The 24,322-nt window shown below is 65.5% G+C and carries 30 protein-coding genes and 1 tRNA gene; 20 read left to right on the top strand and 11 right to left on the bottom strand.

The window, feature by feature from the left end:
• Positions 1–44 precede the first annotated feature (44 nt).
• From QU663_RS08000 to QU663_RS07965, 8 genes are all read left to right on the top strand, one after another.
• On the top strand, positions 45–647 hold the full coding sequence (locus QU663_RS08000) for a hypothetical protein (RefSeq protein ID WP_021610935.1): 603 nt from the start codon (positions 45–47) through the stop codon (positions 645–647).
• A 179-nt stretch (positions 648–826) separates the two neighbouring features.
• Positions 827–2,104, top strand: coding sequence for a phosphopyruvate hydratase (gene eno / locus QU663_RS07995; RefSeq protein WP_034480333.1), 1,278 nt, complete (start codon positions 827–829; stop codon positions 2,102–2,104).
• 109 nt (positions 2,105–2,213) lie between these two features.
• Positions 2,214–2,972 (top strand): septum formation initiator family protein, encoded by a 759-nt coding sequence (locus QU663_RS07990; RefSeq protein ID WP_021610934.1) that lies wholly within the window; start codon positions 2,214–2,216, stop codon positions 2,970–2,972.
• Positions 2,969–3,478 (top strand): DUF501 domain-containing protein, encoded by a 510-nt coding sequence (locus QU663_RS07985; protein ID WP_021610933.1) that lies wholly within the window; start codon positions 2,969–2,971, stop codon positions 3,476–3,478. Before QU663_RS07990 ends, QU663_RS07985 begins: the two co-directional genes overlap by 4 nt.
• Before the next feature lie 60 nt (positions 3,479–3,538).
• Positions 3,539–4,516, top strand: coding sequence for a Ppx/GppA phosphatase family protein (locus QU663_RS07980; RefSeq protein ID WP_021610932.1), 978 nt, complete (start codon positions 3,539–3,541; stop codon positions 4,514–4,516).
• A gap of 38 nt (positions 4,517–4,554) precedes the next feature.
• Positions 4,555–4,628: transfer RNA gene (locus tag QU663_RS07975), tRNA-Leu, on the top strand.
• Positions 4,629–4,783: 155 nt separating this feature from the next.
• Entirely contained in the window at positions 4,784–5,758 is a 975-nt protein-coding gene (locus tag QU663_RS07970; protein ID WP_021610931.1) for a Bax inhibitor-1/YccA family protein, read from the top strand.
• Between the two features lie 44 nt (positions 5,759–5,802).
• Positions 5,803–6,201, top strand: coding sequence for an FKBP-type peptidyl-prolyl cis-trans isomerase (locus QU663_RS07965; protein ID WP_021610930.1), 399 nt, complete (start codon positions 5,803–5,805; stop codon positions 6,199–6,201).
• A gap of 75 nt (positions 6,202–6,276) precedes the next feature.
• Here the strand turns inward: QU663_RS07965 and msrA are convergent, their stop codons facing one another.
• Entirely contained in the window at positions 6,277–6,903 is a 627-nt protein-coding gene (gene msrA, locus QU663_RS07960) for a peptide-methionine (S)-S-oxide reductase MsrA (protein ID WP_021610929.1), read from the bottom strand.
• A gap of 150 nt (positions 6,904–7,053) precedes the next feature.
• Between msrA and QU663_RS07955 the strand changes: the two genes are divergently transcribed.
• Positions 7,054–8,496, top strand: a complete 1,443-nt coding sequence (locus QU663_RS07955) for an AI-2E family transporter (RefSeq protein WP_021610928.1) — start codon at positions 7,054–7,056, stop codon at positions 8,494–8,496.
• Positions 8,497–8,596: 100 nt separating this feature from the next.
• Here the strand turns inward: QU663_RS07955 and greA are convergent, their stop codons facing one another.
• Together greA and QU663_RS07945 are read right to left on the bottom strand one after the other, a co-directional pair.
• A complete protein-coding gene (greA, locus tag QU663_RS07950) occupies positions 8,597–9,076 on the bottom strand; it encodes a transcription elongation factor GreA (RefSeq protein ID WP_021610927.1) in 480 nt (159 codons plus the stop codon).
• Positions 9,077–9,195: 119 nt separating this feature from the next.
• Positions 9,196–9,879, bottom strand: a complete 684-nt coding sequence (locus QU663_RS07945; protein ID WP_021610926.1) for a hemolysin III family protein — start codon at positions 9,877–9,879, stop codon at positions 9,196–9,198.
• A 175-nt stretch (positions 9,880–10,054) separates the two neighbouring features.
• Between QU663_RS07945 and QU663_RS07940 the strand changes: the two genes are divergently transcribed.
• Positions 10,055–10,816 (top strand): isoprenyl transferase, encoded by a 762-nt coding sequence (locus QU663_RS07940; RefSeq protein WP_009057648.1) that lies wholly within the window; start codon positions 10,055–10,057, stop codon positions 10,814–10,816.
• A gap of 90 nt (positions 10,817–10,906) precedes the next feature.
• Here the strand turns inward: QU663_RS07940 and QU663_RS07935 are convergent, their stop codons facing one another.
• From QU663_RS07935 to xseA, 3 genes are read right to left on the bottom strand one after another with little or no spacing between them, the layout of a single operon-like run.
• Positions 10,907–11,842 (bottom strand): carbohydrate kinase, encoded by a 936-nt coding sequence (locus QU663_RS07935; RefSeq protein WP_021610925.1) that lies wholly within the window; start codon positions 11,840–11,842, stop codon positions 10,907–10,909.
• 45 nt (positions 11,843–11,887) lie between these two features.
• Positions 11,888–12,118, bottom strand: coding sequence for an exodeoxyribonuclease VII small subunit (locus QU663_RS07930; protein WP_021610924.1), 231 nt, complete (start codon positions 12,116–12,118; stop codon positions 11,888–11,890).
• Between the two features lie 57 nt (positions 12,119–12,175).
• Positions 12,176–13,504, bottom strand: a complete 1,329-nt coding sequence (gene xseA / locus QU663_RS07925) for an exodeoxyribonuclease VII large subunit (RefSeq protein ID WP_034480325.1) — start codon at positions 13,502–13,504, stop codon at positions 12,176–12,178.
• A 205-nt stretch (positions 13,505–13,709) separates the two neighbouring features.
• Between xseA and QU663_RS07920 the strand changes: the two genes are divergently transcribed.
• Entirely contained in the window at positions 13,710–14,777 is a 1,068-nt protein-coding gene (locus QU663_RS07920; protein ID WP_021610921.1) for a 4-hydroxy-3-methylbut-2-enyl diphosphate reductase, read from the top strand.
• A 37-nt stretch (positions 14,778–14,814) separates the two neighbouring features.
• Positions 14,815–15,897: a redox-regulated ATPase YchF gene (ychF, locus tag QU663_RS07915; RefSeq protein WP_021610920.1), complete on the top strand. Its 1,083-nt coding sequence runs from the start codon at positions 14,815–14,817 to the stop codon at positions 15,895–15,897.
• 252 nt (positions 15,898–16,149) lie between these two features.
• Here ychF and QU663_RS07910 read toward each other — a convergent pair whose 3' ends face one another.
• The 5 genes from QU663_RS07910 to QU663_RS07890 are packed head-to-tail and all read right to left on the bottom strand — an operon-like array spanning position 16,150 to position 18,421.
• Entirely contained in the window at positions 16,150–16,791 is a 642-nt protein-coding gene (locus tag QU663_RS07910; protein WP_021610919.1) for a hypothetical protein, read from the bottom strand.
• Between the two features lie 13 nt (positions 16,792–16,804).
• Positions 16,805–17,353, bottom strand: a complete 549-nt coding sequence (locus QU663_RS07905; protein WP_034480321.1) for a DUF6286 domain-containing protein — start codon at positions 17,351–17,353, stop codon at positions 16,805–16,807.
• Positions 17,350–17,763: an Asp23/Gls24 family envelope stress response protein gene (locus tag QU663_RS07900; protein ID WP_034480336.1), complete on the bottom strand. Its 414-nt coding sequence runs from the start codon at positions 17,761–17,763 to the stop codon at positions 17,350–17,352. Before QU663_RS07900 ends, QU663_RS07905 begins: the two co-directional genes overlap by 4 nt.
• Before the next feature lie 5 nt (positions 17,764–17,768).
• Positions 17,769–17,945: a hypothetical protein gene (locus QU663_RS07895; protein WP_021610916.1), complete on the bottom strand. Its 177-nt coding sequence runs from the start codon at positions 17,943–17,945 to the stop codon at positions 17,769–17,771.
• A 32-nt stretch (positions 17,946–17,977) separates the two neighbouring features.
• Entirely contained in the window at positions 17,978–18,421 is a 444-nt protein-coding gene (locus tag QU663_RS07890; RefSeq protein ID WP_051267729.1) for an Asp23/Gls24 family envelope stress response protein, read from the bottom strand.
• Positions 18,422–18,809: 388 nt separating this feature from the next.
• Here QU663_RS07890 and QU663_RS07885 point away from each other — a divergent pair, with 388 nt between their 5' ends.
• The 8 genes from QU663_RS07885 to mcrC all read left to right on the top strand — a co-directional run bounded on the left by QU663_RS07885 (position 18,810) and on the right by mcrC (position 24,288).
• Positions 18,810–19,091: a type II toxin-antitoxin system RelE/ParE family toxin gene (locus tag QU663_RS07885; RefSeq protein ID WP_021610912.1), complete on the top strand. Its 282-nt coding sequence runs from the start codon at positions 18,810–18,812 to the stop codon at positions 19,089–19,091.
• A 31-nt stretch (positions 19,092–19,122) separates the two neighbouring features.
• Complete coding sequence (locus QU663_RS07880; RefSeq protein WP_232210900.1) at positions 19,123–19,386, top strand: HigA family addiction module antitoxin; 264 nt, start codon at positions 19,123–19,125, stop codon at positions 19,384–19,386.
• Positions 19,387–19,595: 209 nt separating this feature from the next.
• On the top strand, positions 19,596–20,321 hold the full coding sequence (locus QU663_RS07875; protein WP_021610910.1) for an Abi family protein: 726 nt from the start codon (positions 19,596–19,598) through the stop codon (positions 20,319–20,321).
• A gap of 30 nt (positions 20,322–20,351) precedes the next feature.
• A complete protein-coding gene (locus QU663_RS07870; protein WP_021610909.1) occupies positions 20,352–20,687 on the top strand; it encodes a HigA family addiction module antitoxin in 336 nt (111 codons plus the stop codon).
• Positions 20,688–21,115: 428 nt separating this feature from the next.
• Positions 21,116–21,310, top strand: coding sequence for a type II toxin-antitoxin system VapB family antitoxin (locus QU663_RS07865; RefSeq protein ID WP_021610908.1), 195 nt, complete (start codon positions 21,116–21,118; stop codon positions 21,308–21,310).
• A complete protein-coding gene (locus QU663_RS07860) occupies positions 21,307–21,678 on the top strand; it encodes a type II toxin-antitoxin system VapC family toxin (protein WP_021610907.1) in 372 nt (123 codons plus the stop codon). The genes QU663_RS07865 and QU663_RS07860 overlap by 4 nt, the downstream gene beginning before the upstream one ends.
• A gap of 163 nt (positions 21,679–21,841) precedes the next feature.
• Complete coding sequence (locus QU663_RS07855; RefSeq protein WP_034480307.1) at positions 21,842–23,236, top strand: AAA family ATPase; 1,395 nt, start codon at positions 21,842–21,844, stop codon at positions 23,234–23,236.
• Positions 23,233–24,288 carry a 5-methylcytosine-specific restriction endonuclease system specificity protein McrC gene (gene mcrC / locus QU663_RS07850; RefSeq protein WP_021610905.1) on the top strand — a complete coding sequence of 352 codons (1,056 nt, stop codon included), beginning with the start codon at positions 23,233–23,235 and terminating at the stop codon, positions 24,286–24,288. Before QU663_RS07855 ends, mcrC begins: the two co-directional genes overlap by 4 nt.
• The last annotated feature ends 34 nt before the right edge of the window (positions 24,289–24,322 follow it).

The following is a 24,322-nucleotide window of genomic DNA, read 5'->3' as shown; positions in this document are numbered from 1 at the left end:
GGAATACACTGGTGCCATTGCGTCGCAACACATCTGAGGAAGGAATGCTCGTGCGCTACACACGTCAGCTGGTGACCGCCGCTCTCATCGCGGCCGCAGGACTGGGAATGGGGGCCTGCTCCGCCCATCCCGGTGCCGCCGTGGTCACCTCGTCGGGAGTCACGTTCTCTAACGCGGACATTCATCAAGCCGCCCAGCAGCTCAGCTTTTTGACTGGCGGACGGCGTATGTACTCCGACGGTCAGATTCGCGCCGCCATCATGAATGAGGACGCGTACCTGGCCGGTGGCGCCGTCGTCGGCGTGACCGTGAGCGACGAGGTGATGAACGAGCTGAACCAGGAAGCAGCGAAAGCCCAGAACCTCGAGCCCATCGAGCTGACTCCCGCGACGCGAGCGGCCCTGACGTCGCTTTTCATCAACTATCAGCTGACGGGCATCATGCAGATGAACCCCACTGTTGCCGCTCAGGTCAACCAGGTCATGAACGAGGCCAGTAGCTCGAGCACTGCGACCCTGAACCCGCGTTTCCCTGTCTCGTCCGTCAAGGCCGAGCCGACCCTGTTCGGTGACGCGGTCTCCGGCGAGAAGGAACCCGACGTCTCCTCGCTGATGGGTGGGGGCACGCCGGGAACCACCACGCGATGACGCTTGTGTGAGCATTCGCTCACACCGGGCGGGGACTAATGTCGCTTGCCCGGCGTCGCGCAGCGGGACGCTTCGTCCCACATTGAAAAACGTCCCCTCATCGGGGGTGACCACATATGGCGGTCCGTATTACCGTTGTACTGACCGCTTCCACGCAACAACATCGATTGGAGAATGACGTGGCAGTTATTGAAGGCATTGGTGCACGCGAGATCCTTGACTCGCGCGGTAACCCGACTGTTGAGGTCGAGGTCGTCCTCGAGGACGGCACCGCTGCGCGCGCGTCCGTCCCCTCCGGCGCGTCCACCGGCGCGTTCGAGGCCGTCGAGCGTCGCGATGGCGACAAGGGCCGCTACCTTGGCAAGGGCGTCCAGGACGCCGTTGATGCCGTCGTCGAGCAGATCGCCCCCGAGCTCATCGGTGAGGAAGCCGACGATCAGCGCTACATCGACCAGGCCATGATTGACCTGGACGGAACCCCCAACAAGGGCAAGCTCGGCGCGAACGCCATCCTCGGCGTCTCCCTCGCCGTCGCCAAGGCCGCTGCGAAGTACGCGGACCTGCCCCTGTACAAGTACCTGGGCGGCCCCAACGCTCACGTCCTGCCCGTTCCCATGATGAACATCCTCAACGGTGGCTCCCACGCGGACTCCAACGTTGACATCCAGGAGTTCATGATCGCCCCCCTCGGCGCTCCCTCCTTCCGTGAGGCCCTGCGCTGGGGCGCCGAGGTCTACCACACGCTCAAGGGCGTCGTGAAGGACCGCGGTCTGTCCACCGGTCTGGGCGACGAGGGCGGCTTCGCCCCCAACCTGGACTCCAACGCCGAGGCCCTCGACCTGATCGTCTCCGCGATCGAGAAGGCCGGTTTCAAGCCGGGCGAAGATGTTGCCCTGGCCCTGGACGTCGCCTCCTCCGAGTTCTTCAAGGACGGCCTGTACCAGTTCGAGGGCGAAGGCCGCTCGACCGAGTACATGGTGGAGTACTACGAGAAGCTCATCTCGAACTACCCGCTGGTTTCCATCGAGGATCCGCTGGATGAGGACGAGTGGGATGCTTGGAAGGCCCTGACCGCCGAGATCGGCGGCCGCGTGCAGCTGGTCGGCGACGACCTGTTCGTCACCAACCCCGCCCGCCTGAAGAAGGGCATCGAGCTGGGTGCCGCGAACGCGCTGCTCGTGAAGGTGAACCAGATCGGTTCGCTGACCGAGACCCTCGACGCCGTCGAGGAAGCGCACCGCAATGGCTACCGCACGATGACCTCGCACCGCTCCGGCGAGACCGAGGACACCACGATCGCCGACCTGGCCGTCGCCACCAACTCCGGCCAGATCAAGACCGGTGCTCCCGCTCGTTCCGAGCGCGTCGCCAAGTACAACCAGCTGCTGCGCATCGAGGAGCAGCTGGGCGAGGCCGCCGTCTACGCCGGCCGCTCTGCCTTCCCTCGCTTCAAGTGAGCCTAGGCAACTAGCCGCATAGCTCCGCGCGGGCCCGCAAGGGTCCGCGCGGAGTTTTTTCACGGCGTGGGGGTGAGCCAAATGTGCGTTCATAGGGCACGATAGAAGAATGGCTAGCCGTCGTCCTTCCTCCCGCCCTTCCTCGCGTCGTCGCTCCTCCACGTCGGAGGCAGCGCGCACGACGCGTGAGATCAACGCAGAAAAGTCGCGTCAGCGCAGGGCCGCGGCCAAGGCCGCGAAGGGGGACGAGGCCTCGGCGCGGAGCGCGCGCAAGGGAAAGAAGGCAGACGCTGGGAAGGCCGAGGCGGGCGCGGAGCGCAAGACCTCTGCGAAGGAACGGCGGGCGCAGCGCGCCCGGGAGCGCCAGGGCGCTCGGGGCGGCCGTGAGGGTGCCTCCGTCCTGTCGATCGGCGGCCTGGATATCTCCACGCGCCTCGTCGTCGTCCTGACAGTCGCCGCGATCCTCGCGGTCATGCTGGTGCCCAGCGTGTACCAGTGGTGGCAGCAGGAACGCGAGCTCGCCCAGATCAAGGCGCAGGTCGCGGAGCAGCAGCGCCGCAACGAGGAGATGCAGCGCCAGCTGGACCTGTGGAACGACCCGGACTACATCTCGACGCAGGCGCGTGAACGCCTGGGGTACGTGCGCCCGGGTGAGACTCAATACACGGTCGTGGATCCGGGGCCGCAATACCAGGATTCCGCGATGGCTGCGGCCGCGGCGCCGACGGGGCCCGCGCGGCCCTGGGTGCAGCAGCTCGCTATCCTAGTGGGGAAGGCGGATCAGCCGCCCAACGCGACGCCCATCCCGTCGGCTGACACCAGCCAGTCGGGCCAGGCGCCCACCACCGGCCAAGAAAGCGGAGAATGAGCCTCGTTAACACCACCGACGCCACCGAAGAGGACCTCGAGGTCCTGCGCGAGCAGCTGGGGCGCGTGCCCCGAGGCGTCGTCGGCATCGCCGCGCGCTGCCTGTGCGGTCGTCCCACGGTCGTCGCCACCGCGCCGCGCTTGCCCGATGGGACCCCATTCCCCACGACCTACTACCTGACGCACCCGGCCGCGGTGAAGGGCGTCTCAACCCTCGAGGCGGAGCACGTCATGGACGCCCTGAACGAGGAGCTCGCCGCCGACGAGGAGCTGCGCGTCGCCTACGCGCGCGCCCACCAGGCCTACATCGATGCGCGCCTGTCCCTGGGCGACGTCCCCGAGATTTCCGGCGTGAGCGCGGGCGGCATGCCGACGCGCGTCAAGTGCCTGCACGCCCTCGTGGGCCACTCGCTGGCCGCGGGACCGGGCGTGAACCCGATCGGCGATCGCGCGCTCGCCATGCTTGAGGAGCGCGACCTGTTTTCGACCGCGCGCTGCTCCTGCTGAGCGCACCCACATGAGCTAGCCCCGGCCTCGTCCGGGAAAGAACCCACCAGAAACGAAGCGATGACCCGCGTAGCTGCCATTGACTGTGGAACAAACTCCATCCGACTGCTCGTTGCCGACGCCACCGTCGGCGAGGACGGCAGGCCCCGCCTCGCCGATCTGACGCGCCAGATGCGCATCGTGCGCCTGGGGCAGGGGGTGGATGCACGCGGCTACCTGGATCCGGCCGCGATCGAGCGGACGGTGGAGGCGACGGTCGAGTATCAGCGCATGATCGAGAAGCTGGGCGCGACGCGCACCCGTTTCGTGGCGACCTCGGCGACGCGCGACGCCTCCAACAGCGCTGAATTCGTCCGCCAGATTGAGGCTGTCATCGGTGTTGAACCCGAAGTGGTCGTCGGCACGCAGGAGGCCTCTCTGTCCTTTAACGGCGCGGTCGGCGGGCTCGGGGAGGGGGTTGACGCCCCCATGCTGGTCGTCGATATCGGCGGCGGTTCGACGGAGCTGGTGCTGGGATCGACGAGCGTCAAGCAGGCGGTGTCGATCGACATGGGTGCGGTGCGCGTGACGGAGAAGTTTTTCGCCCACGTCGACCCCGCGGGCGGAGTGCCCAAGGCGGAGCAGGAGCGCGCGATCACGTGGATCGACGAGCAGCTGGACGGCGCGGAGAAGGCGGTGGATCTGGCGCGGGTGCGTTCCCTCGTGGGCGTCGCCGGCACGGTGACGACGCTGACCGCGCAGGCGCTGGGGCTCACCTCCTACCAGCCTGAACGCATCCACGGGGCGCGCCTGAGCGCCGCTCAGATCGAGGAGGCCGTGCGCTTCATGGTCGACCAACCGGTCTCCGTCAAGGCTTCCCTGGGGTTTATGCCCGAGGGCCGCGAGGACGTCATCGCCGCCGGAGCGCTCATCTGGAGCCGCATCGTGACGCGTGTGTTGGATCGCGCGAGCGGCGCTGGGCACCCCATCGACGAGGTCGTCACCTCCGAGCACGACATCCTCGACGGCATCGCGATGGCGATGATCGATCAGGCTTGATGCGGGCTCCGGCCTCCCGTAGGCTGGACTCGCGTCTGGCCCCCGTGGCCCAATTGGCAGAGGCAACCGACTTAAAATCGGTGTGTTGTGGGTTCGAGTCCCACCGGGGGTACTATCCGCGCGGCACGGACGAGGCCGTGGCCGGGGCTCGCCTGAGCGTACCCCGGGTGGATCCTCAGTTTCGTTACGCGCATAATGGTATGTTTCCCACTGCGGGGGCGCCTCGTGCGACACTAGAGGCAATACATCACTGACCAAGGAGGAAATATGGCCAACCCGGTGATGAACTCGATTCAGAAGGACTGGTCCGCTCAGTCCCAGACTCCCGCCGGATATCCCACGATGCCCGGTTATCAGCCCGCTGCGCAGCAGGCACCCAACCCCTATGGGGGCCAGGCGAACCCCTACGAGACCCAGCAGGGCCAGGCGTATGGCCAGCAGGGCGCCTACGGTATGCCCCAGGAGCAGGCCTACGGCCAGCAGGGCGCCTACGGGGACCAGATGGCCTCCTATGAGGCGATGATGAACGCCCCGGCCGCCGACGCGGTGGACCGTGGGCACATGACCTACGACGACGTCGTGGTCAAGTCCCTCATGTGCTTCGGCCTGCTGGTGGCCGGCGCCGTCGTCGGCTGGATGACCGGCGTGATTGTCCCCGCACTGGCGATGGTGACCGCCCTCGGCCTGTGCGCCGTGACCCTCGGCCTGGGCCTGTTCGTGCGCTTCTCGAAGAAGGTGCGCCCCGGGGCGATCATCGCCTACTCGCTGCTCGAGGGCTTCGTGCTGGGTGCGTTGTCCTTCGCTTTCGAGACGCTCTACCCGGGCGTCGTCGTCCTGGCTGTCCTGGCGACCCTGATCGTGATCGGCGTGACGCTTGCGGCGTTCAGTTTCGGCTTCGTGCGTAACTCCAAGACCCTGACCCGCGTGGCTTTCCTGGGCTCGACCGCTTTCGCCATCTACTACGGCATCAGCTTCGTGCTGGGGGTCACCGGCACCGTCGACATGACGATGGTGCGCAACATTCAGGTCTTCGGTATCCCGCTGGGCGTCATCATTGGTCTGTTCGCTGTGTTCATCGGTGTCCTGTGCCTCGTGCGCGACTTTGACGCCGTCAAGGTTGGCGTGAACGCCGGCGTGCCTGAGAAGTACTCGTGGCTGTGCACCTTCGCGATCATGACGGACGTCATCTGGATCTACCTCGAGCTCCTCAAGATCCTGTCGTACTTCATGCGCCGCAACTGACGGCTCGTCCATCACTCGACACTCACCCCACCAAGGAAGAACCCATGGAGAACATTTCTGTCACCGGCGAATTTGGCCGCAAGCCCGCCCTCTCCTTCGATGGCGCTCCCTCCGACGAGCTCGTCGTCGAGGTCCTGCGCGCCGGAGACGGCCAGGAGGTCGAGGCCGGCGACACGATCACCTGCCACTACTACGGCGCGGTCTTCGGCTCGGCGACCGACTTCGACAACTCCTTCGACCGCGGCGGCGCCCTGTCTTTCCAGATTGGCGTCGGCATGGTCATCCCCGGTTGGGATGAGGGCCTGGTGGGCAAGCGCGTGGGTGACCGCGTGCTCCTGTCCATCCCCGCCGAGCTTGGCTACGGCGCCCGCGGCGTCCCGCAGGCGGGCATCCCCGGCGGCGCGACCCTGGTGTTCGTCACCGACATCCTCGGCGTGAACTGATCGCAGCTGAAGAACGGGGGCGGGCCAGCACGTGTGTGTTGGCCCGCCCCCGTTTCATGCGACCCGACGTGCACGCTACTGGCGCGGCAGCGCCGGGCAGGCGAGGCCCGTGCGCGCGTGGCACTCGTAGCCGCCCGGATTCTTGAACAGGTACTGCTGGTGGTAGTCCTCCGCGTACCAGAAGTGGGCGTCGGAGTCCTCGGGAGGCGCGGGGGCGATGCTCGTCTGGATGGGGCCGAAACCTGCAGCGGTGAGCGCCTCCTGGTAGGCGTCGCGCAGCGCCACGGCATCGTGCAGCTGCTCCGGCGTCGTCGTCCAGATCGCGGAACGATACTGGTCGCCGAGGTCGTTGCCCTGGCCGCCCACCTGCGTGGGGTCGTGAATCTCGAAGAACAGGCGGATCAGGTCCGCGGCGCTCGTGGTCGCGGTGTCGAAGAGGACCCGCACGGTCTCGGCGTGGCCCGTCGAATGCGAACACACCTGCTCATACGTCGGGTTGGGGGTGTGCCCGCCCATGTACCCCACGGCCGTCGAGACGACGCCGGGAGCGTTCCACATGGCTTTTTCGACGCCCCAGAAACAGCCCGCCGCCAGGAAGATGACCTCCTGGCCTGCCCCGGCCTCGTCGACAAGCGAAGAACCTAACACGGCGTGAGTGGAGGAGCGAACCCCCGTGCGCGCGAGCGAAAACAGTGATCTCATGCCTTCATTTCACCACCGAGCGCCCTACCTGCGCGCGCCAAGCGCGTGAGGGGCGGAAAACGGGGGGAGCGCGGGTAACCTAGGGGCGTGAGAAAAGGAGAGCCCGTGGCCGACGCACCCCAACACCCCCGCTGGAAGCTATCCGACCTGATGGGACGACTCAGCGCGGCGCTGCCCGCGAAGAACGCCGCCCAGAACCCGGAGCCCGCCCCCGTCCTTCTGTCCGTGCGCGAGGAACACGCCGATGAGGGTGACGCCGCGGCCCTCGTGCCGCGCACCCTGCGCGTGGCCGCCGCGTTCTCCTGGCGCACCCTTGTCGTCGTGGGACTGGTCGCCGCGATCCTGTGGGGCGCCGCCAGGCTGACGCTCGTCATCATGCCGGTCGCGATCGCGCTGACGATCACCGTCCTGCTTGAGCCTCTCGTGTCGTGGATGCGCCGCACGCTGCGCTTCCCCTCCTCCCTGGCGGCCACCGTCGGCCTGCTGGTCTTCTTCGCGGTCGTCGCTGGCGCGCTCAGTCAGGCGGCCGCCGAGCTCATCCAGCAGGTCCCGCAGCTGGCGTCGCAGGCCGCGGCGGGCTTCGCCGCGCTCCTGGATGCGATCACGCACAACGAGTACCTGAAGAACGGTCCCCTCAAGCTTGACACGACCGTCCTGAGTCAGGCCGCCGAGCAGCTGCGCAGCGAGCTGGTGAACTGGCTGAACACGAACAAGGAAACGCTGGCGACAGGTGCCTTGAACATCACCTCCTCGGTGGGGACGCTGGCCACCTCCGCACTGACGATGCTGTTCTGCCTGTTCTTCTTCCTGAAGGAGGGCCGCTCCATCTGGCTGTGGTGCGTGCGTCTGCTGCCCGCCCCCGCGCGCGTGCCCGTCCATGAGAGCGCGATTCGCGGCTGGTCGACCTTCGGTTCCTACGTGCGCACGCAGATCCAGGTCGCGGCGATCGACGCGACCGGTATCGCACTGGGTGCCTTCTTCCTGGGGGTGCCCCTCGCCATCCCGATCGGCGTCATCACCTTCTTCGCGGCGTTCGTGCCGATTCTGGGCGCCATGACGTCGGGCGTCATCGCGGTCCTGGTGGCGGCCGTGAACGGCGGCCTGTCGAAGGCGATCATTATGCTGGTCATCATCCTGGTGGTCCAGCAGGTCGAATCCAACGTCCTGCAGCCCTTCATGATGTCGAACGCGGTGTCCCTGCATCCCGTGGCCGTCATGCTGGTCATCACCGCGGGTTCCGCGATCGCCGGTATCGCCGGGGCGGTTTTCTCCGTGCCGATTGCCGCTTTCATCAACGCCACCGTCATGTACCTGCACGGCTACGATCCGATGCCGGAGCTGGCTACCGCTCAGGATCGCCCGGGTGGCCCTCCGGGGATGCTCGAGGAGCAGATCGCGGCGAGCTACGCGGGGAAGCCCGACACGCGCCCCTACGTGGCGCACCCGGAATCTGAGGGGGACGAGGCCGTGGCGTCGGTGGACGCTCACGTCGAGCTTCACGTGGAGGCGGACAAGGCCGCGCCGACCGCCCAGGCCCCGCTGCCTGAGAAGGAGAAGCCGGGGGAGCCTCCGACTCCGCACGTGGAGGCCTGAGCCGCCCTGGCGCGCACGCGTGAGCGGGTCCCACCAGTCGGTGGGACCCGCTTCGCGTCTGTGGGGCGCGCGGTAGCCCGCGCTGCGCCCGCGCCTCGGCTCAGCCCTCGAAGGGCTTGGCGTCGAGGATTTCGACGTCGATCATGCGGCCGGTGGGGGCCTCGAAGGAGAGCTTGTCGCCGGCCTTGTGGCCGATGACGGCGGCGCCCAGGGGGGCTTGGGCGGAGAAGACCTGGATGCCCAGGTCGCCGCCGGCGTCGCGCGACCCCAGGAGGAATGTCTGCTCGCGGCCGGCCACCAGGGCGGTGACGACCATGCCGGGCTCGACGATGCCGTCGTCAGCGGGGGTCTCCCCGACCTCGGCGTGTTCGAGCATGTCCTGGAGGGCCTGGATGCGCGTCTCGTTCATCGACTGCTCGTTGCGGGCGGCGTGGTAGCCGCCGTTCTCGCGCAGGTCGCCCTCCTGGCGGGCGGCGTCGATGAGTCGGGCGATTTCGACGCGCTTGACCTCGACGCGTTCCTTGAGCTCGTTTGCGAGCAGGTCGTATTGTGCCTGCGTGAGCCACTGAGTGTCGGCCATGGTTCCTCCATTGACGTGTGTCAGTCCATTGAGCGCCGACACGGGAGTGTCGGCGCGCACGGTGTCGAGTGTAGCAACATTGCGCGCGCCGATACGGTCATGACCGCGCCGGTGGCGCGTCAGCCGCCCAGGACCGCCAGGTAGACGGCGACGCAGTGGCAGGCCCACGCGGCCACGGTGAAGGCGTGGAAGATTTCGTGGAAGCCGAACCAGGTGGGGGAGGGGTCGGGCTTCTTCATGCCGTAGACGATCGCGCCGAGCGTGTAGAGGACGCCGCCGGCGACGATGAGTAACACGACGGCGGGGCCGCCTCCCGCCCACAGTTGGGGCAGGTACCAGACGGCGACCCAGCCCAGGGCCACGTAGATGAGGGTGGTGAGCCAGCGCGGGGCGGTGGGCCAGAAGAGGTTGAGGAGGATGCCGGCGAGAGCGCCGCCCCAGACGACGGACAGGAGGATGGTGGCGTCGGAGCGGGTAAGGAGCGCGATGGTCAGCGGCGTGTAGGTGCCGGCGATGAGCAGGAAAATGTTGGAGTGGTCCAGGCGCTTCCACATGGTCTCCCAGCGGGGCGCCCAGTAGAAGCGGTGGTAGGTGGCGGAGACCCCGAACAGGATGAGGGAGCACGCCAGGTAGACGGCGGATCCGATCTTCGTGGGGGTCGTGGGCGCCAGGCACACCAGGACGATGGACGCGGCGAGCGACAGGGGGGTGGCAGCCAGGTGGAGCCATCCGCGTAGCTTCGGCTTGATTTGGACGAGCTGCCCGGTTGCCCACTGTTTGGGCGTGAGCGATGCGATCTTCATACGTGTTCCCTCATCTCTTCTTACGCCACCGTAGGTTACTACGCCGTAGGTTTGTGGATGCGCCTTGTTCTCGCACAGCGAGAGCATTTCTGTTTCCCTGTGACCAACGGCGCGATACCCTTAATCTCATAAGAGTACGCCGCGCCGAAAGGTGTGACACCGAGAAGGGGACAACATGGGCCAGTGGAACATGCTCTACGACATGTATGAGCGTCGCCTGAAAGCCGAGTTGTCCGACGCGGCCGTGCCCAAACATATCGGCGTCATCTTGGATGGGAACCGCCGCTGGGCGAAGTCGCTGGGTGCCACGGCCTCCCAGGGACACCGCGCGGGCGCGGGCAAGATCAGCGAGTTCCTCCAGTGGTCGGAGGACGCGGGCGTCTCCATCGTGACGCTGTGGCTGCTTTCCACCGACAATCTCTCGCGCGACGCGGGCGAGCTGGGCGAGCTGCTGCGCATCATCTGCGAGGCTGTGTCTCTCCTGGCCGACCAGGGGCGCTGGAAGCTGGCGGTCGTCGGCGACCTGGCCCTGCTGCCCGAGAAGGTGGGTGAGGACCTGCGTTCTTCCGTCGCGCGCACCGCGGACGTGCAGGGGATGACCGTCAATATCGCGGTGGGCTACGGCGGCCGACACGAGATCACCGAGGCCGTCCGCGCCATGATGCGCGAGGCCTCCGCCCAGGGACGCACCCTCGACGAGCTCGCCGACTCCTTCACGGACGCGGACATCACCGCCCACCTGTACACGAAGGACCAGCCCGACCCCGACCTCGTCATCCGCACCTCGGGGGAGCAGCGCCTGTCCGGTTTCATGCTGTGGCAGTCCGTGCACTCCGAGTACTACTTCTGCGAGGTGTACTGGCCCGACTTCCGCCGCGTCGACTTCCTGCGTGCCCTGCGCTCCTACGCCCAGCGCGAGCGTCGCATGGGCAAGTAGGCCCGCGCCACATCGCGCGCACGCACACACTGAACGAGGCCGGACCCCGCTGTGGGGACCGGCCTCGCTCGCGTTGGTGGGGGAGGCGCCTCAGGACAGTTCGTGCGCCCAAGGCGGGTTCGCGCCCTTGCGTGACACGGTCACGTCGGACACGGCGCTCGCGCGGTCGATGATCGCGCGGACCTGCTCCTCGGGCAGGGTACGCAGAGTCTCGCGCGCGTCGGCGCCGCGCAGGCCCATCCCCCACATGGCGTCGATGATGCCGCCCATGAAGGAGTCGCCCGCGCCGACCGTGTCGACGACCTTGACGTCGCTCGGGGTCTTCGTGAAGCGCAGGCCCGAGGAGGTGACGGCGAGGCTCCCGTGCTTGCCGCGCGTGACGACGACGAGCGCCGGTCCCATGCCGAGCCAACGCTCCACGACCTCGTCAATGGGAGCGCCGCCCGTCAGCCACTCGATGTCCTCATCCGACACCTTGACGACGTCCGCCAGCGCGATGAAACGCTCGAGGGAGGCGAGGGCAGCCTCGGGTTCGCCCATGATCGAGGGGCGTGCGTTCGGGTCGAAGCACACGAGCGCGTGCTCGCGGCCGCGGGTCAGCGCGTCAAGAACGGCGGAGGCGCCCGGCTCGATGATCGCCGAAATCGAGCCCGCCTCGATGATCTGAGCGGTAGGCGGAACGGTGATTGGTGGAGCCGGCGCCCACTCCAGGTCGAAGGTGTAGGAGGCGGCCCCCGACTCGTCCAGGCGTGCCAGCGCCGTCGACGTGTGCGAGGCACCGCGCGAGGCCCCGGTGACGTGCACGCCGGAATCGTACATGTGGAAGTCGATGAGGCGGCCGCGCTCGTCCAGACCGATCCAGGTCGCCAGCGCCACCGGGCGGCCGAGGCGACCCAGCGTCAGGGCGACGTTCGCGGGAGAGCCACCTGGGACCTCAACGGGGAAGTCGGGCTGCTCGTACGTGATGACGACGTCGATGAGCGCCTCGCCGATCGCGAGAATGTGGGGGCCAGATTGCACCGTCATGGTGTCTCCTCGCCTTTGGGGGTCAGTGGACTTACAGAATGTAGATTAGCGTGCTTCGGGGGTCGGGGGCGTCGCGCGTCCAGAAAGACGCGCCTGCGCACCGTCCAGAATCTGAGAACAGCGCGCCGCCAGTGCCTCGCCGCGCTCCCACATGGTGAGAGTGTCCTCGAGCGGTGCCTGCCCGCCCTCGAGGGTTTGGACGATGCGCACGAGCTCGTCGCGCGCCTCCTCGTAGCCGAGGGACTGGGGATCGGGGAGCTGGTCGTTCGTGGTCATGGCAGTGTTCCTTTGGGTGAGAGGGTCTGAGGACGAGGCCGGGGCGGGCCGCGCAGGTCAGGCGTCGATAGTGGGTGCGTCCGTGGGAGGAGTGGGGCTGGTGGCACCCACGACTTGGGCGACCATGCGGCCCGACGCGAGGATGCCTTCGATGAGGTCGCCCTTCTTCACCTGCGCCGAGGAGGTGATGAGCGCGCCCGACGGGGTCTTCAGGAGCGCGTACCCGCGGTCGAGGGTCGCCTGCGGGGACAGGGCGGTCAGCGTCGCGCGCGAGCGCGTCAGCCGCTGGCGTTCGGATGCGAGGCGGCGTTCGATCGCCGAGCGCATCGCCGTGACGCGCTGCGTGAGGGCCGTTCGGTGCCCCTCAACGATGGCCTCCGGGCCCTGGAGGACCGCGCGCGACGCGATGAGCGTCAGGTTCGAGCGCTCCGTCGCCAGGCGCGCGCCCAGCGCCCCGCGCATGCGGGTGAGGGCCTGGGAGATGCCGTCGCGCTCTCGGGCGCGGTCGGGCACGATGCGGCGGGCCGCGTCCGTGGGGGTCGAGGCCCGGTAGTCGGCGACGAGGTCCAGCAGGGGAGAGTCGCCCTCGTGGCCGATCGCGGAGACGATGGGCGTGCGTGCGCCCGCGACGGCGCGCACGAGGCGCTCGTCGGAGAAGGGGAGGAGGTCTTCGACGGCGCCGCCGCCGCGCGCGATGACGATGACGTCCACGCCATCCATGGCGTCCAGTTCGGTCAGGGCGCGGCCCACCTCGGGCACGCAGTGGTCGCCCTGCACCGCAACCTCGCGGATTTCGAAGCGCGCGGCGGGCCACCGTTCGGACGCGTTGACGACCACGTCGTCCTCCGCCTTGGCGCCCCGCCCGCAGATCAGGCCGATCGTGCGCGGCAGGAACGGCAGCGGCTTCTTGCGTGCGTCAGAGAACAGGCCTTCGGCCGCCAGGCGGGCGCGCAGCGCCTCGATCTGGGCCAACAGGTCGCCCACGCCCTGCAGGTGTATCTCTGCGGCCTGCAGGTTGAGGCGCCCCGAGCGCTCCCAGAACACGGGTTTCACGCGCGTGACCACGCGCGCGCCCTCGGTCAGCGGCGTGGAGTCCATGACGCCCGCCCACGCGGTTACCGTCATCGACGTGTCGGTCTGGAGGTCGCGCAGCGTCAAAAAGTGCATTTTCGCGCCGGGGCGCACCTTGTATTCGACGACCTGGCCCTCCACCCACAGGGGGCTCATGCGGTCCACGTACACCTTGATGTTTTCCGTCAGTCGGCGCAGCGGCCACGGATTATCGCGCGTCGTGTCGGCCGCCTTCGCGGCGGGCGGACGAGGCTGTGGCGAGCCGCCGGGAGGCGGCGCGGCGAGACGATGAGGCGATGTCACGTCCTTCAGCATGCCATAGGAGCGCCCCCGCCGCGCTGGCGCGCCACGCCCCTGTGGACGGCCCCAGCGCCCGGGGTGGGTGAGCGCGAGGGGGCACCCGGGCCGCTCTCTCACCCTGCACGCGAGAGCGGGAGGGGCCCCGGCCTCGTCGATGAGGGGCGTGTGGGATTGCCACGAGCGCGCGCACCCCCGCCGCCCCGGGCGCTAGGGTGGGTGCATGAGCGAAAACGTCGACCTGCGTGCCAGCGCCGATTCCCCCCTGCCCGCCTCCCACGGAGAGGGAAATGGCCGCATCCTCTTGGCCGCGCCCCGCGGATACTGCGCCGGCGTGGACCGTGCCGTCGACGTCGTCGAAAAGGCCCTGGAGCTGTACGGCGCGCCCGTGTACGTGCGCAAGGAGATCGTGCACAACAAGTTCGTCGTCGAGTCGCTGACCAAGCGCGGCGCGATCTTCGTCCAGGAGACCGACGAGGTGCCCGAGGGGGCGCGCGTCGTCTTCTCCGCGCACGGCGTCTCCCCGGCCGTCCACGAGGCCGCCGCCACCCGCCACCTCGCGACAATTGACGCGACCTGCCCGCTGGTGACCAAGGTTCACCGCGAGGCCGTGCGTTTCGCGAAGGAGGACTACGACATCATCCTGGTGGGGCATCAGGGCCACGAGGAGGTCGAGGGCACGTTCGGCGAGGCGCCGGAGCATATTCAGGTCGTGGGCACCCCCGACGAGGTCGAGGGCGTCGTCGTGCGCGACCCCTCGCGCGTCGTGTGGATCTCCCAGACCACGCTCTCCGTCGACGAGACCCGCGAGACCGTGGACCGCCTGCGTCAGCGTTTCCCGCAGCTCATCGACCCGCCGTCGGACGATATCTGCTACGCCACGCAGAATCGCCAGGGCGCCGTCAAGCATATTGCGCCGCAGGTGGACGTCATGGTGGTCGTCGGGTCGGCGAACTCGTCGAACTCGGTGCGCCTCGTCGAGGTCGCGCTCGAGGCAGGGGCGGGCTCCGCGTATCGCGTCGACAAGGCCGACGAACTGCAGGAGGCCTGGTTTGAGGGCGCTCGCACCGTGGGTCTCACGTCGGGGGCCTCCGTGCCCGAGATCCTGGTGCGCGACGTCATCGAATGGCTGCAAGCGCGCGGATTCCCCACCGTCGAGGTGGCCCGCACCGAAACCGAATCGACGACCTTCGCGCTGCCGCGCGACCTGCGCGCCGACCTGAAGAACGCCGGAATGGCGCCCGCGCGCCCCCACGCGCCGCGTGTGGCCGGGCCAAACCACACGAAGTAGGGCAACACCACCGGGTCTGCTCGGATAGGATGGGGGCGTGTCTCTTACTATCGGTATCGCTGGACTGCCCAACGTCGGCAAGTCCACCCTGTTCAACGCCCTGACCCGCGCGACCGTGCTCGCCGCGAACTACCCGTTTGCGACCATTGAGCCCAACGTCGGCGTCGTGCCCCTGCCCGACCCGCGCCTGAACAAGCTCGCGGAGATCTTCGGCTCCCAGCGCATCCTGCCCGCCACCGTGTCCTTCGTGGACATCGCCGGCATCGTGCGCGGCGCCTCCGAGGGTGAAGGCCTGGGCAACCAGTTCCTCGCCAACATTCGCGAGGCCGACGCGATCTGCCAGGTCACGCGCGCCTTCTCGGACCCCGACGTCGTGCACGTCGACGGCAAGGTGGACCCGGCCTCGGACATTGAGACCATCAAGACTGAGCTGATCCTCGCCGACATGCAGACGATCGAGAAGCAGATCCCGCGCCTCGAGAAGGAGGTGCGCGGCAAGAAGACCGAGCCGATCATCCTTGAGACCGCGCGTGCGGCTCTGGAGCTGCTGGAGCGCGGCGAGCTGTTGTCTGGCCCCGAGGGCGCCAAGCTGGACCAGGACGCGCTGCGTTCCTTCCAGCTCATGACGTCGAAGCCCTTCATTTTCGTGTTCAACATGGACGCCGCGGAGATGGACAACGAGGAGATGAAGGACGAGCTGCGCTCCCTGGTCGCGCCTGCCGAGGCGATCTTCCTGGATGCCCAGTTCGAGGCCGAGCTGGTCGAACTGGACGACGAGGATGCCCGTGAGATGCTCGCCGAATCCGGCCAGGACGAGTCCGGCCTGGACAAGCTGGCCCGCGTCGGCTTCGACACCCTGGGCCTGCAGACCTACCTCACCGCAGGCGAGAAGGAAGCGCGCGCTTGGACGATCCACAAGGGCGACACCGCCCCCAAGGCCGCCGGCGTCATCCACACGGACTTCGAGAAGGGCTTCATCAAGGCCGAGGTCGTCTCCTACGACGACCTGGTCGAGGCCGGCTCCATGGCCGCCGCGAAGGCCGCCGGCAAGGTCCGCATGGAAGGCAAGGACTACGTGATGCACGACGGTGACGTCGTTGAGTTCAGGTTTAATGTTTAATCATTTCTGAACGAGGCAGTGGCCGGGTCGCGCGAGGGCGTGGCCCGGCTTTGCTGTTGAGGGTGGTCTAAAGTCGGCAGAGCGCCCAAAGTGCAGACCACCTCGGTAAAAAGTCGCGAAAAACGCCTCATCGGAGCGAGGTGGTCTGCACTTTGGGCGAATTGTGATGACAGGCTCAGCCCCGGCCTCGTGAATGTGGCCGCGTGATACACATAAGCGTGGGGCAAGGCTTCGTCCGCCCTACCCCACGCCTCATGCGTCTGTTCCAGTGATTACTGGCGACTGCTGGCCTGTGACGGCCTTCGATGTTGATGTCGAACTCACGGAGCGTGCTAGCCGTACGAGGACATCGAGCTGCTTGGGAGGAGTCCCAAGAGACGTGGCCACGTCCTCGCTCAGCTGCTTGCGTAGTTCGGTGACGGTCCATTCGACCTCGCAGTCTGGTGCGACGCTCGTGTCCGCCTGAACCCAGAGCTTGCTCGGGGAACCGGTGACGAAGACGGTGCATCGTTCGACCCCTGGAACACCCTGTGCCCGCTCGGAGAGTGCCCGCGACAGAACATCGGGGGAGAGAGTAGCCAGCAGAGTGCCGTCAGATCCGCTGATCCTCAGTGAAGAATTCGCGGGCCTGCGCGGCACCTGCATGAGAAGCAGGAACAGACCGATGACGAAGGTGATGATAGACATCAGAACGCCAAACGGTAGAAGCCAGTGAGCGTGCGGTGAGAGGAATGCTCCGATTTCGTCCTGTGTCGTGGCCAGGTAAGCGGCAATGCTGGGCACCCAGTGACCGGCGTCGAGGCCGGACGCGAGGAACCAGGCGGCCGCGCAGACGATAATCAGGCCGAAGAAGGCCAGGAAAACTCTGTTAAGAGCGGCAGAAACTGAACGCATAAGTGGCTCTCTTTCAGCTCACGCGCTTGGCGCGGACGCGGCTGCGGGAGATGCCCTCGGGGTTGAAAACCTCCAGCGCCTCGTTGGTCCTCTTGGACGCTGCTTCGCGCACGGCGTCTAAATCATCCGCGTCACTGAAGACGACCACGTCGACTCGCGACCTGCGCACCGTGGCGGAAGCGGACCGAATCGTGGCGAGCTGTTCGACGTGCCTCTTCACGAGGATTGCCAGGTCAGAACGGTGAAGTGCTGTCTGCCCGGGGATATCGTCGGGAAGAAAAGCGACGTGCTTGGGGCGGCCAGGCCACAGCGCTGCGATCAGGAGGAAGAGACCAAAGGCGGCGGCGATTCCGGCTGCGACAAGCACGGCGATGGAACCGAGGGATGCCGCGCCAACCTCGCCAAGCATGGTCACGGTGCGCTGTGGCCAGTCCCCTGTGAGGAAGCGGTACGCGGTCAGCCACGTGCCGAGGCCTCCGACAATGAGGAGCAGCAACGCCAAGAGGGTGGCAGGTGCGCTCCGGGTCGGGCGATAAACGATTGGCGGTACGGGTGTTCTCATCTCAGGGGTTTCCTGACGCGATTGCTCGGGTTGAGCCAGGATATGTCGACGGTTACCTTGCCAACGTTCATCCCGCACAGCTTCTCGACGCGATCACTCACGTGTGCGCGCAGGTCCTCGAGAGTGGAGGACAAGGGGGTGGGGAAGACGAGGCCGAGGTCCAGATGGAGGATTGCGCGCTGCCCATAGAGTTGGCACGTGGCCTCGGGGCGAGATCCGAAGTTTCGGCGGGAACCAATTCCGAGGACTCCACCTGCGTTCGAGCCTACGGTGGCGAACTCAAACGCGGCTTGAGCGGCGATTCGGGCGACTACATTGGCCGGGATAGTCGTGGTGCCGCGCTGTGTCAGGTAGGGCTCCTTCTCGTGCGACGGCCTCGACTGCGTGACTGCGGAGTCAGACGCGGCCACGCTCGTCACCTCCTGCGCCAATCGAGAATACGTTGGACATCGACCCGGCCCTCCAGATAAAGGCCCACCGCCCATCCGACGACACCACACAGGGCGACGAGGACGAAGTTAGCGAAGGAACCGAAAGCGAGAACGGCTCCCATGAACAGGCCCACGAGGAGGGCCAGGTGCGTTGTCTTCATGAGAATTCCTCAGATCTAGGCGTCGACGTCGCCTACTTCAGATCGGTTGAGGCGGAGGTGGTTGTTTCCTCCTCGGGCAGGTGGACGTCGGTGACGTCGATATTGACCTCGACGACCTCCAAGCCGGTGGTGCCCTCGATCTGGTCGATGATGTTGCTGCGAATGTCGTTGCAGACGTTGATGATGGAATAGCCGTACTCGACGACGACGGTGACATCAATGGCAGCCTGGGTTTCGCCCTTGTGTACGGTGATGCCGCCGGTGACGTTGGTCTGGGTGGTGGGGATGCGGTCGGTCACGGCGCTGAAGGCGCGGCGCACGGCGTTGCCCATGCCGTACACGCCGGGCACCTGGCGGGCGGCCATGCCGGCGATCTTAGCGACGACGTTTTCCTCGATGGTGGTCGTGCCGTGGTCGGTCTGGAGGGGACCCTCGGGGGTCTTGTCCTGGTCAACGTTCTCGTTGTTGTCGCTCATGTGAGCCTCTTTCATTGAGTCGAAGGTGGGGGCCGTGTAGTAAGGGGAGGCTAAGCAACGGATTAGTGAAGTATCGTCACAGACACTGCGACAGGTGTGCCCTGCCCGTCGCCCTGTATTGCTCCCCGAGACCATTCTTGCGCAAGGTGATGGGTACAGTCGGTTGAAAAAGCTCTGAGATCTCTATTAATGGGATACGTCACTAAGGTTTGATACATGGTGATACGAGGTGACGGGAGTGTCCGTGGCGACGAGGCCGTGGCGGGGTCGCGCGAGGGCGTGGCCCGGCTTCGCTGTTGCCGGTCGTCTGGCAGGCGGGAAAGTGGGTGTGAGGGCAGTGCAGGTTAACGGTTTGCGTTAATGACGCGATCCGATATATCATGTTGTCATGATCCAGTCGTTCGGGGATCGCGAGACCGAGCGGTTGTCTGCGAGGGAGCCTGTTCCTTCCCTTGACCCGCGCATCGCTCGCGTCGCGCTGCGCAAGTTGCGTCAGATCGACGCTGCGTGTCGTTTGGAGGACCTCCGGATCCCTCCGGGCAATCGACTCGAGCTTCTTCGCGTTGATAGAGCAGGACAGTACAGTATTCGAATCAATGATCAGTGGCGTATCTGCTTCAAGTGGGGCGATGCTGGTCCAGAAGGGGTTGAGATCGTTGACTACCACTAAAATGACTCCGATTCACCCGGGCGAAGTCCTCATGGAAGACTTCATCGAGGGCTTCGGAATCACGCAGCACAAGCTCGCCGTTGCTATCGGTGTTCCGCCCCGCCGTATCAATGAAATCGTCCACGGGAAGCGCGGGATTACGGCTGATACGGCGATGCGGCTGTCCCGCTACTTCGGTACGACCCCGGGGTTCTGGATGAACCTGCAGATGCGCTATGAGCTCGATCGCGCCGAGGACGCGCTGGGGGATACGTTGAGCGGAATCGTTCCCCTTGTGACGGTGGAAGTCGCCTGAGGCGAAGGGGTCTGATGAGGCGGTGGCCGGGTCGCGCGAGGGCGTGGCCCGGTCGCCTGCTTGTGAGGACAGCTGCGGGTCGTTCTGCGGTGCTGACATGCAGGATGCTCTTGGAATACCAAGGGACCCTGACCGTTGTGGCCAGGGTCCCCGTGGTAGACTGCGCCGGTCCAAGCCCGACGCGATTAATTAAATGTTAGCATTGAGACGTGGGAGACCAAAATGTGATTTTGGACCTAGCTGGGTCAGCTAGGTTCGCGCCTTACCTCCGTGAAGCTCATGGGGATATTGATCGTGCTCGTGAGCTCTATTTGTGGGCTGCGGATCTTGCGGGAGCATTGTTTTCAACGATTGCGTTTGTTGAGGTGGGTCTACGTAATGCAATGGACCGGAAGCTTCGGGCCTGGAATGATCAGCAAGGGATAGATTATGGGGAAGATTGGGCGCTCCGTAAGGGCGCAGCCCCCTTGCTCTACGATCTTGTCACTCACAAGAGCCTTGCGGTCGCCCAGAATTTTGCACGTGAGCAATCGCGCTTGCGTCCAAAGACTCATCCGCGTCGTTTGGCAGCCGTCACGCACGATGATGTTGTGTCGCATTTTATGTTCGGAACCTGGGTCTATCTTATTAAGCCGAGGGTTCGGAATCAGCCTCAACAGTGTCAACAGTTGTGGCACGAATGTTTGTCGGATGCGTTTCCCCATGCGGACCCTTCCGACTTGGGCCGTGAGAAGCTGGGTGATCAGCTTGATCGAGTGAGGAAGCTGAGGAATCGTGTGGCTCATCATGAGAACTTGCTGTCCGTCGACATCCGTAGGCGGCTGCGGGATATGCTCGGCATTCTCGCGTTGATAGATCCGAAGCTGCCTGATCTTGCGATGCAGAGCAATCGTGTGCGCACGCTTGTTCGGGCAGACCCTCGCCGCTCGTGGTGAGCGCGTCCGTGATGTGTGACGGCCTGGGCGATGCTGGTCCAGAAGGGGTTGAGATCGTTGACTACCACTAAGATTGCTCCGATTCACCCGGGTGAAGTCCTCATGGAGGACTTCATCGAGGGCTTCGGAATCACGCAGCACAAGCTCGCTGTTGCTATCGGTGTTCCGCCCCGCCGTATCAATGAAATCGTCCACGGGAAGCGCGGGATTACGGCTGATACGGCGATGCGGCTGTCCCGCTACTTCGGTACGACCCCGGGATTCTGGATGAACCTCCAGATGCGATACGAGCTCGACCGTGCCGAGGACGCGCTGGGGGATACGTTGAGCGGAATCGTTCCCCTTGTGACGGTGGAAGTCGCCTGAGGCGAAGGGGCCTGACGAGGCGGTAGCCGGGTCGCGCGAGGGCGTGGCCCGGCTTTGTTGTTGGTGCGGTGTTGTCACCGGTCTCCTGTCCCAAACCGCAGTCCACTTCGCTGAAAATTGCCGAAAATGGCCCGATTTGGGCGAAGTGGACTGCAGTTTGAGCAAGGTCGGTTGCACGTGTTCTCGGGCGGCCCTCTTTCGTGCCTGTGTGGGGCCGTGGGCTCGGATGGGCATCGACGGCCTTCGACAATATGGGCCACCGAGCTTTATCCCGCCCTGCCGGGTGGTGATTCGCCCCTCCTGGGCCGGTTGGCTTTGCGTATTGTGGTGAGTTTCCATGCGAGAGGAGGTTGACGGTGTTGCCGGGTGAACCAATGTATGCATCAAATGGTGACTTATATGATGCTAGTATTGTTGTGGAGGTAGCCATGAGAACCACAGTGACACTCGATGATGACCTGCTCGCGCGCGCCGAGGAGCTCACCGGGATCAGGGAACGATCCGCGTTGATCAGGGACGCGGTCGAACTCCTCGTTCGCATTGAGAGCGGTCGGCAGCTCGCCGCGCTCGGCGGCAGCGATCAGGCGGCGGAAGCTGCGCCGCGGAGCCGCAAGCGTGCATGAGAGTCCTCGTCGACACGAACATCTGGATCGATCACCTGCGGCAAACTGAGCCGGTTCTGGTCGATCTGCTCGAGCGCGACCTGGTGTGTGTGCACCAGAGCGTCATCACCGAGCTCGCGTTAGGGAACCTCAAGAATCGGTCGTTCTTTCTGAAAATGCTTGAGCGCTTGATGATCGTGCGCAATATCGATGATCAGGGCGTGCGGCACCTCGTCGAGGAGCGGAGACTGTGGGGTAGAGGACTCAGTGCGATCGACGTGGCTCTCCTGGCGAGCGTCGTCGTGACCCCCGGCGTGTCGCTGTGGACGCGCGATAAGCGCCTTCGTCAGGCCGCGTGTGACGTGGGCGTGTTGGCGGACCTTGACTGAGGAGTGCGCACTGACGAGGCCGTGGCCGGGGCGCGCGAGCGTGGCTCGGCTTTGCTGTCGAGCCAGTGCGAGCGTGAAGCATGTCGCCAGTCACGCGGTGGTAGTGTGTGGCCATGGCGACGGATAGCCGGTACTTATGGCCGAGCTTGGCAAGGAGGCGACAATGCAGGCATCTGCTCTCGGGGATGACGGCGTGCAGACCGTGCGCTACTGGCTCTACGCGCCGGGCCACCGCGCATCCGAGTGGGACGACTTTTACGCGCGCGGTATCATGGGCCTCGCCTGGGGGGAGCTAGGTGACCTGAGGGCGTACGCCAGCAGGTCGGACATGGAACGCCAGCTGCTTCAGACATCCTCTGGCCCAGGCAGGCCAACGAACGACGTTCTTGCCCTGTGGCAGTTCGCGAACGAGATGAAGCCGGGCGATGTCATCTTTGCGAAACGAGGCATCAAGGAGATCATCGGGCGAGGCGTTGTCACGGGTGACTACGTCTACGATGCGGACGCCGAGCACTACCGGAACGTCCGCGGGGTCCGCTGGACCCACAAGGGAAACTGGAGCCTCGACAAGCCGTGGTCGGTGAGGAAGACCCTCACTGAGATCACCGACTACACCGACCGACTAGCTCAATTGAAGGCTTTTTTCGAGGAAGAGGACGGCGCGTTCGACGGCGCGGAGATGTCGGCGCCCCTGATCGAATATCCCGTGGAGAAATTTCTCGGCGAGGTCTACATGGACCGCCAGCGATACGACGCGATCGTTGGCCTGCTGCGTGCCAAGAAGAACGTCATCATGCAGGGCGCGCCCGGAGTGGGTAAGACCTTTGCCGCCAAGCGCCTCGCCTACTCGATGATGGGTGTCAAGGACGCCTCACGCGTCAAGCTGGTCCAGTTTCACCAGAGCTACTCCTACGAGGACTTCATCGAAGGGTACCGCCCCTCCGGTGCGGGGTTTGAGCTGGTCAAGGGTGCCTTCTACTCCTTCTGTAGGAAGGCCGCCGACGATCAGGATAACGACTACTTCTTCATCATCGACGAGATCAACCGCGGCAACCTCTCCACGATCTTCGGTGAGCTGTTCATGCTCATCGAGAGCGATAAACGAGGGCCGGAGTACAAGCTCCAACTCCTCTACTCACACGAACTGTTCTGCGTGCCGGCAAACGTCCACATCATCGGCATGATGAACACGGCGGACCGCAGCCTCGCGATGCTCGACTACGCGCTGCGCCGCCGCTTCGCCTTCGTGGAACTGCGCCCCGCCTTCGACTCCGACGGCTTCCGCGCCTACCGCGTCGGCCTCGTTAATCCGAGGTTTGAGGCCCTGGTGCGTGAGGTGGAATCCCTCAACCGCGTGATCGCCGAGGACGAGTCGCTCGGCGAAGGATTCTGCATCGGCCACAGCTACTTCTGCAACATGAAACCCGAAAACTGCACCGACGCGGCCCTGGCCTCGATCGTGGACTACGAGCTCATCCCGATGCTCAAGGAGTACTGGTTCGACGAACCCGGCAAGGTCCGCGAGTGGGCCGACAGGCTGCGTAGGCCGCTGCGGTGATCCGCGTCCGCAACGTCTTCCACATGCTCGCCTACGCCTTCTCGGCGCTACGCGAGCAGGGCTACCGTTCCGTGGCCACGGAGGACTTCGATAACGCGGCCGAGCTGTGCGCCGCCATCCTCGAGCGAGGCGTGTCCCTGCAACTCAAACGAGGCCTCGGGCAGGAGTACGTGAACCGGACCGAGGCTCGCTCCTCCCTGCGCGGCGCAATTAAGGTCACCGAGTCCGTGAAATCGCAGGCGATTTGGCGCCGTCAGCTGGTGTGCTCCTACGACGAGTTCAGCGTCGACACGACAATGAACCGCGTGATCAAGGCGACGGTCGCGTTGCTTGTGTGCTCGGATATCTCCAGGGCGCGCAAGAAGAGCCTGAAGAAGCTCATGGTGTATTTCGCGAACGTGCGCGAGATCGACCTGCACACGGTCGACTGGAACATGCGCTACGACCGCAACAATCGCACCTACCGCATGCTGATGGCGGTGTGCTGGCTCGTCGTCAAAGGGCTGCTTCAAACCCAGAGCGACGGCAGCGTGCGCATGATGGATTTCTTCGACGAGCAGCGCATGAGCCGCCTGTACGAAAAGTTCATCCTCGAGTACTACCGTAAGGAACACCCACGGCTGCGTGCCAGTGCCTCGTTCGTCGAGTGGGCGCTCGACGATGGCATGTCGGAGGGCCTGCCCGCCATGCGCAGCGACATTACGTTGAGTGCTGGTGGCCGCGTGCTCATCATCGATGCGAAGTACTACAAGTCCACGATGCAGAGCAACTTCGACAAGAGGACCGTGCACTCGGGAAACCTCTATCAGATCTTCGCGTACGTGAAGAACAAGCAGGCGGTGCTGGAGCGCGCGGGGGAGAGTGTCGAAGTGTCGGGCATGCTCCTGTACGCCGCGACCGACGAGGAGGTGCAGCCCGACGTCACGTATCGCATGAGCGGCAACCAGATCGGCGTGAGGACGCTCGACCTGGACCGGCCTTTTGAGGAGATCCGCGCGCAGTTGGACGGCATCGCTGACATGCTCACGTCCCCGTCAGTTTCGGCGTCGTGAGGTAGACTTCAATGGGCGCTCTCTTGCTGGCATG

Origin of the sequence: Schaalia sp. HMT-172, assembly GCF_030644365.1 — a bacterium.
Classification (GTDB): Bacteria; Actinomycetota; Actinomycetes; order Actinomycetales; family Actinomycetaceae; genus Pauljensenia.
The sequence above is the reverse complement of the archived record's forward strand: the minus strand, read 5'-3'. Positions and strand labels throughout refer to the sequence as shown.